This window comes from Paenibacillus sp. FSL R7-0333 (assembly GCF_038000365.1).
Taxonomy (GTDB): domain Bacteria; phylum Bacillota; class Bacilli; order Paenibacillales; family Paenibacillaceae; genus Paenibacillus_AQ; species Paenibacillus_AQ silagei.
In genome coordinates, this window is record NZ_JBBOBZ010000001.1 from 7,713,867 (window position 1) to 7,730,799 (window position 16,933).

At 58.8% G+C, this 16,933-nt stretch carries 8 protein-coding genes; 5 read left to right on the forward strand and 3 right to left on the reverse strand.

The annotated features are described in order from the left end of the window. Positions 1-125 precede the first annotated feature (125 nt). From MKY86_RS33320 to MKY86_RS33335, 4 genes are all read left to right on the forward strand, one after another. Positions 126-3,656 (forward strand): carbohydrate-binding domain-containing protein, encoded by a 3,531-nt coding sequence (locus MKY86_RS33320; RefSeq protein WP_076077327.1) that lies wholly within the window; start codon positions 126-128, stop codon positions 3,654-3,656. Between the two features lie 135 nt (positions 3,657-3,791). Then, positions 3,792-5,483, forward strand: a complete 1,692-nt coding sequence (locus tag MKY86_RS33325) for a glycoside hydrolase family 3 protein (protein WP_076077330.1) — start codon at positions 3,792-3,794, stop codon at positions 5,481-5,483. 35 nt (positions 5,484-5,518) lie between these two features. Beyond that, the gene (locus tag MKY86_RS33330) at positions 5,519-6,859 is read left to right on the forward strand and encodes a glycoside hydrolase family 88/105 protein (protein WP_340827748.1); all 1,341 of its coding nucleotides are present in this window, start codon (positions 5,519-5,521) and stop codon (positions 6,857-6,859) included. Next, positions 6,856-9,027, forward strand: coding sequence for a hypothetical protein (locus MKY86_RS33335; RefSeq protein ID WP_076077332.1), 2,172 nt, complete (start codon positions 6,856-6,858; stop codon positions 9,025-9,027). Before MKY86_RS33330 ends, MKY86_RS33335 begins: the two co-directional genes overlap by 4 nt. Positions 9,028-9,365: 338 nt before the next feature. On the opposite strand, the gene hflX is transcribed toward MKY86_RS33335, so the two are convergent. Next, on the reverse strand, positions 9,366-10,637 hold the full coding sequence (gene hflX, locus MKY86_RS33340) for a GTPase HflX (RefSeq protein WP_076077335.1): 1,272 nt from the start codon (positions 10,635-10,637) through the stop codon (positions 9,366-9,368). A gap of 572 nt (positions 10,638-11,209) precedes the next feature. Between hflX and MKY86_RS33345 the strand changes: the two genes are divergently transcribed. Next, positions 11,210-12,004: a hypothetical protein gene (locus MKY86_RS33345; RefSeq protein ID WP_076077338.1), complete on the forward strand. Its 795-nt coding sequence runs from the start codon at positions 11,210-11,212 to the stop codon at positions 12,002-12,004. A 113-nt stretch (positions 12,005-12,117) separates the two neighbouring features. Here the strand turns inward: MKY86_RS33345 and MKY86_RS33350 are convergent, their stop codons facing one another. Both MKY86_RS33350 and MKY86_RS33355 read right to left on the reverse strand, forming a co-directional pair. Next, entirely contained in the window at positions 12,118-15,159 is a 3,042-nt protein-coding gene (locus tag MKY86_RS33350; protein WP_076077341.1) for a DEAD/DEAH box helicase, read from the reverse strand. Then, positions 15,156-16,793 (reverse strand): SWIM zinc finger family protein, encoded by a 1,638-nt coding sequence (locus MKY86_RS33355; protein WP_076077344.1) that lies wholly within the window; start codon positions 16,791-16,793, stop codon positions 15,156-15,158. Before MKY86_RS33355 ends, MKY86_RS33350 begins: the two co-directional genes overlap by 4 nt. Positions 16,794-16,933 lie beyond the last annotated feature (140 nt).

Below are 16,933 nucleotides of genomic sequence, written 5' to 3' on the forward strand. Positions count from 1 at the left end.
GGCCATAGCACGCCCGGTTCCCTGCCGCAAGCAGCCATAGCGGCCGCCTGCGGCAGGTACCGGGTATTCTCTTTCGCTAATCCAGCCTTTGGGGAGCCCCTATCTGATCAAGAGAGGGTGTTATTATGCGAATTCAGAGAATCACAGTTAAATTGCTCATTGCAGCTCTGGTATGGATGTCCGCCTCATTGCCCGGAGTACAGATCAGCTCCGCCGAAATGCCGCCTGCACAGGCGGTTATTGAAGACAGCGAATCCGCTGCGGTGTTCCCGCCTCCGGGGTCTGCGGCTGAACCGTTACATGAGAGTACACTCAGTGCAGCCAGTACAGTCACAGAGGATACCTACCAGCCGTCTCCGCTGCTCTGGCAGGTGGGCGAGCAGGATAACAGCTCCGCAGAATTTACAGTGTATCAGGATGTGTACAGTGAGAATATCACCCTCCCCGTCAATCCCCTGAACTGGAATACAATCTCCCGCGGTATGAAGCTGGACCGCAACGGCACGATGACGCTTACCTTCAATCTAACAGAAGTCCCCCTCTATGGTACAGAATTCAGCTTCAAGGTACTGGATGCAAGCACCGCTATTCCGCAGCTGGCCGTATTCACCAATGGCAGCTTCAGCGGGCTGATTCAGATTACCGGGCTGAACGACGGAGAGACCCCCCTTACGAACACATGGAAAGAAACCTATAGACTCTACATTCCCTCAGAACAGCTGAAGACCGGCAGCAATGAGCTGAAGCTGACCGTGGACCGCGGGTTATACGCTGATCCGCAGTCGCCAGGATATGACGGTGACAAGTATCTGTGGTTCGAATGGGATTATCTCAGGCTGGAATCATTGACTGAGCCGGCTGCCGAGCCTATCCACGGACGGTATGTCCACCTGGGAAGCACGATAGCTGCCTCGACCTTCCGCTACGACGAGCATGCGATCCGCCATCTGGCCCCGATGGCCAAGTGGCTGGGCATTGCCTACAGCGGTAACTGGATGCGTACCTCCTTCTGGTCCGATACCAGCGCAGGCTGGGACCCGCAGGGCCGCAAGTACCTGGAGACGCTGCGCGACCTCAATCTTGCGCCCATGGTTAATATCATCGGCGGCAACTGGAAGACTAACAGCGAGCTGGCGGCAGGGACGATCAGCTCTGCGCTGAGGAGCTACTACAGCGGCTTTGTCAGCAAATTCGGGGATCTGTACCAGTATGCTGAGACGGGCAATGAGCCGGGATTGTTCGGCTGGGCACAGAAGGCGGTGCTGGCGCTTCATGAAATGATGGACGAGGAGAGGCAGACGAACAGCCAGCCTTACTTGAAAATTGTTGCTCCCGGCTGGGCCTACTGGCCGTATAACGGCACCCCTGACGGCTGGGAACGGGATGCTGCCCAGCGTGCGCCGATTGAAGCGCTGTCGGATGTGACCAACGGACACAGCTATGGCGGGACCGGCGTCCAGCCGTTGCCGGGCGGAAGCCTGTATGAGAATCTGCGGGTGTATAGTGCTTCAGAGGAAGGCTTCGGCAAAGAGATGGCCATGAGCGAGACCGGCAGCAACGACAATCATTCCGACAATACGAAATACGGGACGTATGCTTACAGGTTTGCTTCTGCTTTTGAACGGGAGCTGCGGGGGAATATCGGGTATGCCGACCATATTATGCAGCATGCCGCCTTCTTCAATGACGGGACGGAGTTTGGCCTGTTCGATTCCGCGATCAACTGGAACACACACCGCTATGAGGATACAGCGGCGGTACCGGCTAATATAAATGAATCCGGGGAGACCCGGCTGAAGACGTTCCGCAGACTGGCTGCCGCTTACGCCACCCATGGAAGTCCGCTGGACTACGAGGTGCTGAATGGAGCCGAACTGACCGGGCTGAAGGCGTATTTCCGCGCAGTGGATACCTCAGCGCTGGGCACTACAGCCATCGGAGCTTCGTCCGATAAAATCCTGCTGAACTTCGTCAACTTTGAGACGTCGCCGGTGACGATTCAGGTGAAGGTTAAGATGCCGTCCAGCGGAGCGTATGCCGGGGAACGGTTCGGTCCAGGGGAGACGTACGCCGCTGCCTACTCCAGGGTGGAGCTTGCGGCAGATCCCTACCTTACCCTTACAGTGGCACTGGACGCGGGAGAGACGGTCCAGTATATTCTGGATGAGCAGGAGACCGCCGCGCCATCCGCACCGGGAAGTCCATCAGCAGCAGCCGTAAGCCATGAGCAAATCCGGCTGACCTGGACGGCTTCCACAGACAACGCTGCTGTCGTCAGCTATAACGTCTACCGTGACGGCGGAGCGGCTCCGGTGATCAATATTCCGGGACGGCTGACCTTCTGGAGTGACTATACCGTAGCGCCCCAGACCACTTACAGCTACACGGTGCAGGCCGTGGATGACTCCGGCAATGTATCGCCTCTTAGCACAGCCGTATCAGCGACTACACCGGTCATGCCGATTACACCGCATGCCGCAGGAGATCCGGCCAAGTTCGAGGCCGAAGCTACCGCCTTTGCCCTGCCGCTGAAGACCGGCAATAACAGCAGCGCCTCGGGCGGCAAGGTCGTGGAGCAGACGCATAGCGGAGGCTTAACGATCCAAGGCTTCCATTCCGTGAACGGAGGCAGCTATACTTTAACAATTGTATACGCTTCCAATGAGGAATCGAAGAAAAACATCCTCGTGAACGGCGTGAAGCAGTCCACAGTAACCCTGCCTTCTACGGGAAGCTGGACCGCGAATCTCACCGCACGGCAGTATGGGATTACCCTCCAGCCGGGCTATAACATGATCAGCTTTACCTCCGCCGGGAAGGGGGCAAATCTCGATTATTTCAAGCTGGAGGAAGGGCTGTATGTTCCGCTCTCCCACTGGTATCCGGCCGCACATGATCATCCTTACATTGACTATGCCGGATTCACCCCTGCGCCCAATGGAGTCTCCCATGTGACCTATGAGGAGGATGCAACGGCTGCCTTCAGCTTCAATGGCATCGGTGTCCGCTGGAGATCGGATATCAAGAGCGATATGGGCAGTGCAGATGTCTACGTCGATGGCGAGTATAAGGAGACTATAGTCATTCCGCAGGCAGGGCTGGAGGGTGATCATAAAATCGTCTACGAGCTGACAGGCCTAGCATATGGGCTGCACCGGATCGAGATTGCAGGCAACGGCGGAAAGGTGATGGTCAGCGGGCTGGAGTACGAGAGCTACGAGTCTGTGTTGCCCGTACCGGGACCGGATCTGACGGTGACGGATATCGGCTGGCATATTGTGAACAGCGACGGCAGCCCTTCCGCGCACAGCACACCGCAGCTGGGCGACTCCCTGATCTTCTGGGCCAAAGTGAAGAACATCGGCGTCCGCCCCACACCGCTGAATGCCTCGACCGGACTCGGACAGATTACCGGCGGCGCCTTCTCGGTCAACGGCGGGGTGGTCTCGTGGACGGACACGAATACCAGTGTGATTCAGCCGGGTGAGGAGATTACCTTGACGGCTAATGCCAGTGCGCAGGGAACCCCCCGGTGGACGGTGCCGACGATCGGCGAGTTTACGGTCAGCTTTTTTGTGAATGATATCTGGCGTTATGCGGAGATGAACAAGGAGAATAACAAGCGGGGGCAGACGCTGCAGATCAGCCTGCCCTGACGGGCTAATCAGCCGCCGGGCATTCCACGCAGGCAATTTGTAGAATATTGAACTTATATTATAGCTGGCTGTATGTAGAGCAGCTTCGCGATCCGGTACACTGAACTGGAAGAGAACCTGCCGGGAGGAGTAGGAATGATGCAGAAGCCGTTAAGCAAGGAAGAACAGGAGTGGGTGGAGGCTACGCTTGAAGCGATGAGCCTCCGCGAGCTGATTGGGCAGACGATGCAAGACCATGCAGGCAGACTGCCGTTCAAGGGAGATGATGAAGCGGGTCTCCGCAGGTATCTGGAGCAGTATCCGGTGGGCAGCTTCTTCATCGGCGGGGAGGTTATTCAGAAGGCCGCAGGCAAAGCGGAGGATTACCGGGACTGGGCGGGGATGCTGCAGGGCATCAGCAGGTTCCCGCTGCTGTTCTCCGGTGATCTGGAATTCGGGGCAGGCTCAGCCGTGAGAAGTCTCACGGCCTTCCCGCCGCTCCTTGCGCTTGCCGCCGCCGACGATGAAGACCTGGCTTACGAATACGGCAAATATACCGCGCTGGAAGGGCGGGCAGCCGGGTTCACCTGGGCGCTGGCCCCGGGCACCGACCTGCTGCTGAACTGGATGAATCCCGTTATTACGACCCGTTGTCTCGGCGATGAGGCCGGGCGGGCGGCGCGTCTGGCCGCCGCTGTCATGCGGGGAATGCAGGAGCACGGCCTTGCGGCCTGCGCCAAGCATTTTCCCGGTGACGGGGTCGATTACAGGGATCAGCATATCATTACCACTATTAATAGTCTGTCCGAGGAGGAGTGGTTCGCCACTTACGGACAGGTGGCCGGGGAGATGATCAGCCAGGGGGTCATGTCCTATATGACCGGACATATTGCCCTTCCCTGGATCGAAGACGGGGCAGGCGGCGCTGGATCGAAGCCGATTCCGGCAACCGTCTCGGAGCGGATTACCACAGGATTGCTGCGGGAGCGGCTGGGCTTCGATGGAGTGGTGCTGTCAGATGCGCTCGATATGGGCGGATTTTTATCCTGGGGAGACTACACGCAGCGCATCATAGACTGCTTCAATTGCGGTACGGATGTGCTGCTCTGGCCGGGGGTGCGGTACTTCGCGGTGATGGAGCAGGCGGTGGAGGACGGACGCGTCAGCCGGGAACGGCTGAAGGCCAGCGTCCGGCGGATTCTGGAGCTGAAGGCGCGGCTTGGCGTGCATGCTGCCCGTGCCGGGGGAGCGGATGGTAGGGCGCTGCCGCTGCTGGACGATAAGCTGCTGCCTGGTCTCGACCAGCAGGTCAGACAGTTCAGCCGCGAGCTAGCCGGGCGCTGCATTACCCTCGTCCGCAACCGCACCGGCCAGCTGCCGCTGAATCCGCAGGAGGTCCGGCGGGTGCTGGTCATCATGCTGAACAAGGTGACGGAGGGGCGCAGATATGAGCGGATGAATCTTTTTGTGGAGCAGCTTAAGGCTAGAGGACTTGCGGTCGATATTCTGGATGAATTCGAGCCGCTGACGACACTGCGGCAATGGGAGCTGTCCGGGGTCCGCTGGGATGCCGCCTTCGCCCCCTATTTCCTTCCGCTGCACGGAATGATGAATACCGCCCGTCCAGTGGGTGAAGCGGCCAAAGCCATCTGGGCCATGCAGCATGCAGAGACAGTCCGGCCGATCGGTATTTCGTTCGCTACGCCGTATCTGCTGCAGGACATTCCCTTCTTAGATACCCTGGTGAATGCGTATTCTCTGCATGAAGATACGGTAGAGCTGACGGTTAAGGCGTTGTTCGGAGAGATTCCGTTTCAGGGAAGCTCCCCGGTGAAAGCGGAGATTTGAGAGGGCGATTACGGTTCAGGGAGGCTTCAGACGTCTTGAGTGCGAAACAGGAATCAGAGGCAAAACGGGCAGCGGGCAGGAAGCGGGAACTGGAGGCGAAGCTGCGCCAGATCTTTGAATATATGCGTCTTGAACGGCATCAAGGGAATTGGGGAATGGATATTAACCACTGGGACTGGGTGCCCGGTGTCGGGGTCATCTCTATGCTTGAATATGGCACAAGGACTGGTCAGGATGAGGTGACGGATTACCTGCTGCACTGGGTGAACCGGAATAAGCAGAAGGCCGAAGGGGTTCGGGTTATCAATTCCCTGGCTCCCTACGCGGTCTTTCCTGAGCTGTACCGGCTGACCGGGGACCCGTGGTTTCTCAGCCGGGCGCAGGAGGTTGCCGCATGGATGCTGGATACTGCCCCCCGGACCCGGGAAGGCGCGCTGGAGCATACCGTGACAGAGGCCGTGGAATTCCCTGAACAGGTATGGGCCGATACGGTGTATATGGCCGTGCTGTTCCTGGCCCGGCTTGTCGGTCTGACCGGCGACCAGGAGCTTGCTGCCGCCGCCGTGCAGCAGACCTTGCAGCACCTTCGGCTGCTCCAGGACCCGGCGACGGGGCTGCTATTTCATGGCTGGAACAGCCGGGCAGGCAGCCATATGTCGGCAGCCCGCTGGGCCCGGGCCAATGCCTGGGTGGCACTTGCGGTCCCGGAGATTGTGGCCGGGACCGGAAGCCTGACTGCTATTCCACAGGAGCTGTACAGCCGCTACCGCAGGCTTGCTTCTGCCCTGCGGCAGGCGCAGGGGGCCGGCGGCTTGTGGCATACAGTGCTCGATCAGCCGGATTATTACGAGGAGACCTCGGCCAGCGCCGGTATTGCCTGCGGCTTCCTGAAGGCGGTGAAGAGCGGACTGCTGGAGGATGCCTATCTGGAGAGCGCGGAGGCGGCACTTGCGGGGATTCTTCCGCTCATCCGCGAAGACGGTGAGGTGCAAGGGGTCTCGGGAGGCACTCCGGTCATGCCGTCGATAGCGGCCTATAACACCATAGAGAGATATTCGGCACTGTATGGGCAAGGGCTGGTGATGCAACTGCTGACAGAGGCATTGGATCTGGGGGAAATGAAGCATCGTCTTGAGAGGCAAGAGCATGAGGAGCGTCAGGAGCACCAGGGGCGACAAGAGGGCCAGGGGCGTGAAGAACATAAGGAGCGCCAGGGACGACAAGAGGACCAAGGGCATGAAGAACATGAAAAGTGTCAGGGAGGACAAGAGGACCAAGGGCGTGAAGAACATCCAGAGCGTCAAGGGGGTCAGCGACGTCAGGAGCAATCCGAGGGGATAGGTTCATTAAATGTTGAAGGGGAGGCAGGGGGATGACGGTGAAGGATAACGCAGAAGCTGCGGGTGGAGGGCTGGATCAGCGGCAACGGCTGATTCATAAGGTGACCGGACTGGAATCCCGCTATGACTCGGACATTTGCATGCTGCGCTCCCCGTTCAGCAGCCCGGGTTATCATACGACGCTGAAGCAGGCGGAGTTCATCCACTCCACCAGAGACTCGCTCAGCTATGCGCTTGGACTGCTCGACACGGAGCTGGCCTGTTATGAAGAGCGGGCATTCGATATTATCCGGCAGGTCATCTCCTTGCAGGATACGGACCCGGCGCATGATACCTTCGGCATCTGGTCCTGGTTCTATGAGGAGCCGCTGGACCAGATGGCTCCGCCGGACTGGAATTGGGCGGACTTCTGCGGCAGCCGACTGGTGCAGGCCCTTTCGCGCCACGGCCACCGTTTCCCGCACGTTCTGCGGGAAGCAGCCGTCTTGTCCATAGAGTGTGCCTGCGAAGCCATTATCCGGCGCAATGTCGGACCGGATTATACCAATATTGCGATTATTGGCGCGTTCGTGACCAGAATTGCCGGGGAGAAGTTGGGGCGTAAGGATTATGCGGACTATGGGCTGGAGCGGCTCAGGAGGCTGCATGCTCATACCCTGAAGCATGGGGCTTTTCAGGAATATAACAGCCCGGTCTACACCTACATTGCCATTCTGGAGCTGTCGAAGCTTCAGTCCGAGACCTCGGACAGCAGGGTTAAGGCATGGACCAGAGAGCTGCTAGAGCTGACCTGGAGGACCGTGGCCGGGTATTATCACCCCGCCACGGCCCAGTGGTCCGGCCCGCATTCCCGCTGTTACGGAGTGCTGCTGGAGGACCAGAGCAAGGCGTTTCTGCAACTGGCGACAGGAGGAGCCGTGATGTTCTTCCCATGGGAGGAGCTGCCCTACGAAGAGGAATGGTATATGAGCGGTATTCATTGTCCCCCTGCCTATCTGAAGGGCTTCAAGGTTCCTGAGACGAAGGTGATAAGGCAACGCTTGGAAGGGGAGGAGAAAGGGCAGGAGCAGGGGGCAGGGAAAGAGCGGAAGCGGGAGCGGGGGCAGGAGCAGGAGCAAAAATGGGGCCAGAAACGGGAGCAGGAGCATGGTCAGGGTCAGGACCGGGAACAGGACCGTGATCAGGAACGGGAGCAAGAGAGGGAGCAGGGGCAAGGGCAGGAGCAGGAACAGGAACAGGAGCAGGAATGGGAGCAAGAGCAAGGGCAGGGTCAGGAGCGGGACCAGGTGCTAGAGCGAGGTCGGGGGCAAGAGCAGGGTAAGGGTCGTGACGGCAGGTGGGCGGTTACTTATATGACTCCGCAGTGGAGCATGGGCTCCTTCACCTATAGTGATCTGTGGAACCAAAGACGGCCGCTGCTGATCTATGCCAATAATAACGGACAGCCCTCATATCTCCGGCTCCGCTGCCTGCATGACGGCTATGACTACTGCTCCGCACGCTTCCAATCGCTGCAGGAAGCAGGCCATGTGCTGTTCGGGATCGATTTCATAACGGATGGCGGGGATACCCATCCGAATCTGGACCGGACCGGCGGTGTGATTGCGGCTTCGGACCTGCGGCTGCGGCTGGAGGTTGGCGGCGCTCTGGAGGGAGTTACAGCCGCATTAACAGAAGAAGGTACGGTTATCACCATTGCAGGGACGGAGTTTGGCCTGACAACCTGGTTCGCGGCATTCAGCGGGCAAGCGGATACAGGCAACCGATTGGTGTGGGAACTTCATAAGGCAGACGGCCGGATGAATATCGATATGATTCTCTACGCCGGTCCGCGCAGGATGCTGGACTTCACCTCTATGCAGCAGGCTGCGCTGGTGTTCTCTCTGGCGGCTGGGGCGGAAGGGAGATTGAACTCTGCCCTGCTTCTGGAGCTGACGGATGAGGGCGGCCTGCGGGTTAGCAGTGGAAGCGAGCACGAAGGGGGCAGAGTGCAGGGAGTTGCAGGAGGGAAGGCGGCGGGAGCGAATAAAGTCAACGAATGGAATGAAGTGAATGAAGCGAATGAAAATGATGAAACGAATGCTGCGAAGGGAGAGCGGGGTGTAAGAGTCGTGAACAGCATGAACAGCATGAATAGCGTGAATAGCATGAAAAGTATGAAGGGAGGTTTCGTACTTAACCTGCGGCCCGCTCCGGGAGAGTAGCTGACATCACCGCTCAAAGGCTGAATGTATGCGAAATACCGAACACAATTTGCTGGTACAACGGCCGATGACCAAATATATGTGAAAAACCGAATAAAATAGACCAGTGCACCGCACTTGGACCAAATTATGCGGAAATCCGAATACAATCGGTGCTGCTGCGATGAGGGTTGGGCCCCATGTTCTGCAGCCCGTAACATTGTAGAGATCCTGCAAAATGTGCAGCAATATTGCCCAGCATCGTGCACCCGCAGGGTAATTTGATCCTATAACCTCATGGACAACACAAGGAGCTGGCCCTGTAATGCGGGGACCAGCTCCTGTGACATTCAGCGATTTTATTGTGGCAGCTCTACAAAGTCATCTCTGAACCGCTCGTAATCGGCGGCCCGGCATTCCAGCTTCAGGCGTGTGCCCTGCTCTTCGTAGCTGACGGACTGCACATCGGCATGTTCGTTGAAGTAGGAGACAATGCTGCCCCGGTCGAAGGGGACCAGGATCTCACACTGTACATAGTCGGTGAAGATACGGCTGCGGATCAGAGTGACCAGCTCGGCGATTCCGCGGTTTTTCTTAGCAGACAGGGTTACAGAGTTCTCCTCCACCTGCGGGTAAGGCTCCTCCCTCAGATCGGCCTTGTTGTAGGCGTACAGGGTAGGGATTCCGTCAGCACCCAACGCCTTCAGGGTCTCATTCGTTACAGCCATATGCTGCTCATGCTGCGGATCGGCAATATCGACGACATGAATCAGCAGATCCGCTTCCGTTACCTCCTCCAGGGTCGAGCGGAACGCCTTCACCAGATGATGAGGCAGCTGGCTGACGAAGCCTACGGTGTCGGTTAACAGGAAGGTCTTGTGATCGGGCAGCACAATGCTGCGCACTGAGGTCTCAAGCGTCGCGAACAGCATATCCTTGGCGAGCACGCCTTTGCCCGAACCGGGATGATAGGTCTCCACCAGTGTGTTCATTAAGCTGGACTTGCCGGTGTTGGTGTAGCCGACCAGACAGACCACAGGTACCTCATTCTTATGCCGCTGCTTACGCTGGATCTGGCGTCTTGCGACCTGCGTCTGCAGCTCTAACTGAAGCGCCGAGATCCGCTCTTCAATCCGTCTGCGGTCCAGCTCCAGCTTCGTTTCCCCAGCTCCCCGGTTCTTCAAGCCGGCCCCGCCGCCCTGTCTGCCGAGAGATTCGCGCAGTCCGCTCAGGCGGGGGAGCATATATTGCAGCTGTGCGACCTCTACTTGGAGCTGAGCCTCCTTGGTCTTCGCCCGCGAGGCGAAGATATTCAGAATCAGAATGGTCCGGTCAATAACCTGGCGGTCCAGGGCGGACTCCAGATTGCGGATCTGGGAAGGGGACAGCTCATCGTTGAAAATAACGATCGGTGCTTCATGCTGCTCCATCAGCAGCGCCAGCTCCTGGATTTTGCCGGTTCCGATGTAATGCGAGGGGTTCACCCGGCTGGATTTCTGGCTAAGCTCAGCCACGACCTCAATCTCGCAGGCGGCTGCCAGATTGCGCAGCTCCTCCATCGAATAAGCGAAGTTCGTGTCGTTCTGCAGCTGCATGCCGACGATAACGGCTTTCTGTAGTATGGGTTCCATATATAGATCAACCTCCATAATGTAATTTGAGCATCAAAAAAGCACAGGCAGTCTGCCTGTGCTAACAGTAGTTGGAGGAACAACAGAATAAAGTCTGGTATAGCCCGCTGCGCGGGAGCAGCTATACGGCCATGCTTGCCATAGACACCATGAAGGTTCAAGCGGCAAGGGCAAGGGCCCCGGCAACTTAAAAAGATATAGAGCTAATCCTCCCGGTAAACACAGATTCTGGCGGAGCGGATACAGGCCTTATTGGGCACAGTGTACCGGTTCCGGGAATCAGTGTACGGGTTGCGGATTAACAGGTGTATGCTATGGGTTACGTGTTATGGACAGACTTATCCTGAGTCCTCTGCACAAGGCAGAGCTTTCGCGCTATGGGAAATAATTAGCCGCGCAAAGTGCGAATCCGGATATAGTCTATCACACGCAACCCTCCGTTCTAAAAAAGTTACATTGATTTTAGCACAGTGTCTGTGAATTGACAACTGCCATGGCCTGTAAACAGACCAGAAACTTCCAATTTCATCTGCATATCCTATTGAATACAGCTCTAACGGAGGGTGATAATTATGCCTATACTGACAACCAATATGTTAACAAAGAACCCTACCCCGGGAGCAGGACACATCAGTCAGGCAGTAGTGAAGGTAGTAAACAATGGGATTGCCCAGGGAACGGTCTATTTGACTGGTTACAACAACGATGTAAGTCCCTCAACGCTGTTCGCGCAGGAGTTGTTCGAGTCGAACTATCGGGAGGTTGTGACCAAAACGTATAATATTACGCAGAATTTTTTCCAATTCAATATCTCCTATTCCCAGGAGCAGGTACGGGTGCGGATCTTCCTTGTGGACAGCAGCGGGCTCTGGAGTCCCGTTACCCTGCAGCCCATGGCGCTTAGCCGGATTACCTCAGAGTTTCGTAACAATATCCCCGTAACGAGCAGCGACACCGCAGCCATCAGCTTCCGCAGAAGCACCACGATCGCCGTTCCTGAAGCAGTGGCCGCCGAGATCGTTCCAGACGGGCTGGAAATTCTGGCCTCCACCCCTATCCGCTATAAGGTGATAGCCGGGGGGACCGTGAATGGAACTTTTGTGAATTACCCTACGCCGACTACGGCTATCCCTGTCACTGAAACAGCGCTGCTGGTGAACTATACCTGTACAGCAGTCACCGGCGGACGGGTGCTGACTCAAGGCATCGGCTCCGGCATATCCGGAGCATACCAGAATGTGGCGGTGAATCTGCTGAATCAGCGGCTCGCCTACGATCTTCAGCAAGTACCGGTCACGCTGGTGGTCAGCTCGCTTGCCGGTGAGGACAATGTGGCGGCCACCTTCAGAATGTCCGAGCAATGGTGAAGGCCGAAGGGTGAAGGTCCAGTAATGCCACGCTGGCTGACTGGTAACAGACCGATGACAGACCTGTAGCAGATAAAAGATAACCGAAGCAGGGGGATATCCACAGCGGCGGGTTATCCCACCCATTCCCGGCGCAGCGTGAACAGATCCTTCAGCGCGTCTGTGGACAGCTCGGTGATCCAGCCCTCGGAGCCGGAGATGACGTCGTCGCTGAGCTGCTGCTTGCTCTCCAGCATCTCGTCAATCTTCTCCTCCAGCGTGCCGAGCGAGATGAACTTATGCACCTGTACATCCCGGGTCTGGCCCATGCGGTAGGCACGGTCCGTAGCCTGATTCTCCACCGCCGGATTCCACCAGCGGTCGAAATGGAACACATGGTTGGCGGCCGTCAGGTTGAGGCCGACCCCGCCCGCTTTGAGCGAGAGGATGAATACATTCGGCTGATCGGACGGCTGTGCTCCGGCGGCTGCATCTGCAGCGGCTTCGCCCGCAGGCAGCGGGGGAGCCTGGAACCGCTCAATCATGCGGTCGCGCGTGCTCTTCGGCGTGCTGCCGTTCAGGTACAGCACCGGTTCCTGAAGCTCCTGCTGAAGTACGGCCTGGAGCATTTTACCCATGCCCACATACTGGGTGAAGATCAGGCAGCGCTCGTTCTCCTCGCGCAGCTCGCGCACCATCGCGAGCAGCCGTTCCAGCTTGGCGGAGCGTTCGATCAAGGAGGTGGTGTCCAGAGCGCTGCCGTCTTCCGGCTCAGGCAGTGCCTCCTTGGTCAGCAGCATCGGATGGTCACAGAGCTGCTTCAGGCTGGTCAAGGCGGCGAGAATGGCCCCCTTGCGTTCGATGCCCTCCAGCTTCTGCATCCGTTCAAGCAGGCTGTTCACGTTCTGATCGTAGAGTGCGGCCTGCTCGGCCGTCAGGTTAATGTAGGTCTTCATCTCATTTTTATCCGGGAGATCAAGCTGGATCGCCGGGTCCTTCTTCTTGCGGCGCAGCATGAACGGCTTGACCAGCCGCTGCAAATCAGCGGTCCGCTCGGCATTGCGCTCCTTCTCAATAGCATTTGCGAACCGGTCCTGGAACCCTTTCGGGCTGCCCAGATAACCAGGTGTAATGAAATCGTAAATCGACCACAGCTCGGACAGCCTGTTCTCAATCGGCGTACCAGTCAGGGCGATCCGGTGCAAGGCCGGGAAGCTGCGCACGGCGGCGGACTGCTTCGTTCCGGCGTTCTTGATATTCTGTGCTTCGTCCAGGCACACGGTTGCCCAAGTGAACTGCTTCAGCAGCTCCTGGTCCAGTGCAGCGGTAGCGTAAGAGGTAAGCACAACATCTGCCTGCGAAGCTGCGCCGTAGAAATATCCGGCATCCAGCCGCCGGCTTCCATAGTGAAGCATCACGTTCAGGGAAGGCGCGAAGCGCTGCAGCTCCTTCTGCCAGTTGCCCAGCACGGAGGTCGGACAGATGATCAGCGAAGGCCAGCCGGCCGGCTCGGTCTGCCGCCGGGCCACGTGTGCGCCGGAAGCTGCTGCTTCCTCCTCCTGCTCCTTCAGATGGAGCAGGTAGGAGATCAGCTGCACCGTCTTGCCAAGCCCCATGTCATCGGCCAGGCAAGCGCCCAGCCCGAAGCGGCGGAGGAAGACCAGCCAGGCGAAGCCCTCATGCTGGTAGCTTCGAAGCTCGGCATGCAGACCGGCCGGCACCTCCGGCTTCGGCCACTGGCTACGCTGCCCGAGCTGGCCGATCAGCTTCAAGAGGTGCTCGTTCAGTTCGACCTCCAGCCGGACGCGGACCGCTTCTTCCTCGGCACGCTGCGCTTCCGCTTCCTCCGAATCGCCGTCTGCACCTTCGTTCAGCAGGTGCAGCTGCAGCACATCCTGGAAGGACAAGCCGCGCGACTTGTCCATCCCGGCCATGGCCCGCTGAATCTGCGCCAGCAGCGCAGGGTCCAGCGGAATCCACTTGCCGCGGAACTGGACGAGGCGTTCCCCGCGCGCTACGAGGTCAGCGAACTCCGCCTCGGTCAGGTCGGCGTCGCCGATGGAGATGCGCCAGTCGAAATCGACGAGCGCATCCAGGCCGAACAGCGACTGCCCGCGGCTGCCCTCAGCCGTGCCGGAGCTGATCTTCGCGCGCAGGCGCGGCTTCCTGCGGCTGGCGGCTTCCCACCACGCCGGCAGCAGCACCTGCCAGCCGGCCTCCAGCAGGAGGCGGCTGTCGGCCGTAAGGAACCGCCACGCGACCTCGTCGCCGAGCGGTTCTGCCAGCACATCGGCGCCGCGCCCGATGTGCTCCGGAAGGCTGTCACGCAGCCGTGACAGCCACCCGCCCGCGCGCTCGTGGACATGCGCTGTCCACGCTGCGGGCCAAGTGCCATGCGGCTCGCCGTCCCCGGTGAGCCGCAGCGGCACAAGCGCGGACTCGTCGCGCTTGTCCTGGAGGAGCAGCTGGAGCCGCCAGTGCGGCAGCTCATCGTCAGGCTCAAGCAGCTGCAGCACCGGCCGGAACGGCGCGGTGTCTGCCTTCCAGCCGATGGACATCAGCCAGCTGTCCTCGTCCATACCGGCTGCGCTTCTCCCGCCTGCGCTGAACAGCAGCGGGAATTCACTGCGCAGATCACCGGCCTGCGCCTCGGTGCTGTAGTGCCGCTGGAAGACTGCCGCCGAGAAGGCGGCCTGCAGCCCTTCGGCGAACCCGCTGCGCTCCTGAAGACGATGCAGCGCGGCCGCATCGTCCCAGTCTGCCTCGGCGGCTTCCGCAAGCGCCTGCTCCGTCCAGGCCCAGCGGAGCTGGCCTTCACGGTAGGCTGCGAAGCTCGGGGCATACTGACGGTCCTCCAGCATTCCGGCCAGCAGCGGGGCCAGCCGGGTCAGCAGCTGGGCATCGCCCTGCCAGCTCCAGCCGACATGCCGGAGCAGCCGCAGGTCCGCAAAGAACGGCAGGACCTGCTCGGCAGGCAGCACCACCAGCTCGACCTCATCGGCCTTCGAGGTGCTGAGCTCCGTACCGTAGAAGGATTCCTCGTGCCAGGCGAACAGCTTCTGCTTGAGTTGGACACCGGGCATATAATCATCCCGGTCATCCACACCGTAGATCAGCGCATCGCCATACTGGGTAAGGGCGAGCTGGACGGTAATATTGCGCATCTGTATATTCATGGAATCAGTTTTCCTTTCCGCAGCTCCTCCTGGAGGGCGCGCAGGCGGCTGTGTCTATCTGTGAAGCCGTCCAGGAACACTTCCCAGCGTGCTTCACGTTTTAGTTTTTTGTACAGCTTGGCGAGCCGCTTCAGCAGCTTCACGGCCGCTTTGTAGCTGTGCCGGTTCTTCTCCAGCACGAAGCGCTCCACCGCCTGATGATAGAACGGCAGGAGCAGCTCCGGCGCATTCTTCTCAATCGGCTGCAGGTCGCTCACCCGGAAGTCGGAAGGCTGATGGCCGGAGGAGATCTGCATATCCATCCATTCCTGCCATTTGCCGTAGGCAAGCAGCTGGGCTTCATAGATCTCGCGGGACAGCGGCAGCATACCGGACAGCGTATCCCACATCTGCGGCTCCGCTTCGGGCAGGCGGCGCACCGCCTCATCCCAGTAGCCCGCATAATCCAGCAGATTGTACATTCGGCTGTTCAGCAGCGGGCCGAGCGCGGCCAGCCACAGGGCCAGGCGTCTCCACTGGCCGGCTTCGGCCAGCGGAGGCAGGAAGCTCATCAGCTCCTCCGGGTGCAGCCCGGGCCGTTCGGACGCTGTGTGCAGCTTCTCTATAGCCGCAGCATCCTCATGAAGCAGAGCGTACATCCGGCTCTCGGCCAGCAGCAGGGCGTGGCGGGGAGCAGCGGCGCTTAGCCCTTCTCCGGCTTGTTGCAGCTCCTTCAGCTCTTTGGTGTACAGCTCCGGTCCGCTTAGATTCGGGGTAATCCAGTTGATCCACAGCAGGCTGTAACAAGCAGAGAAATAAGGCTGTTCTCTGGCGCGGTCGCGGGCCTCCGTCAGCATCTCGCTCCGCAGATAGGCAATCGTATCGTAGACTCTCGGCCACTCCTCAGGGGCCTCTGCCAGCGGCAGCGCCCGCTGCATCAGGTCTGTAATATGTTTTTGCAGCTCGGAAATCGCAATAGAAGTGTAGTAGCCCACAGAATAACCAAGGGAGGAGAGGTTGGCCGAGAGCGGCTGTCCGCCAGGCCGGATCAGGCTCTCCAGCACACAGAGATGAGCATGGAGCTTGAACAGCATGGCGGCAGCGGGAGGCAACTTGGGCTGGCCCCCTGTGATGGCGGCGAGCGCCCGGTCGGCATACTGCGGGTTGCGCACCGTATGAGCAAGCGGCTCCACCAGCAGCGCCATGTATTCTCGCCACTGCTGCACCGTAGCCTCAGGAATCAGGGCGGCCAGCTTCTTCAGTTGTTCCCCGCGCCGTCCCGGAACAGCGGATGCCGGAGCAGAATGAAGCTTGGGCTGGTCAATCAGCGCCTTGGCGTTCGCGATGGAATGCACAGGCCGCTCCTGTTCCTCGGCGTATTGCATCAGCACAGCCGCCATATGCTTGCACATCCCGGATACAGGGCAATCGCAATGGCTCTCCTGCAGATCGTCCAGGTCAATGGAGACCGCATAATCCTCCCGCCCTTCGACCAGCGCCATGATTCTGTACGGCGTGACCATTCTGAAGGCCTGCACGCGCTGCTGCTTATAATATTGAAATCCCCGTTTCAGGGTCAGATCATCGAAAGAATGGGCAACCTCCGAGATGAGCTTATCCCACCCGGCAGCATCCATGATATAGTTTGACTGCATCGCTATCGTTCTCCTGTAGCAGATTGGGTGAATCCATCGTTCCATTATATCATTATTGTATAGCGTATCCCGGAAAAGTCTGAAATCCTGGCAGGTATGATATGCCCCATATTGAAAAATTAGGGGAACATGCTAATCTG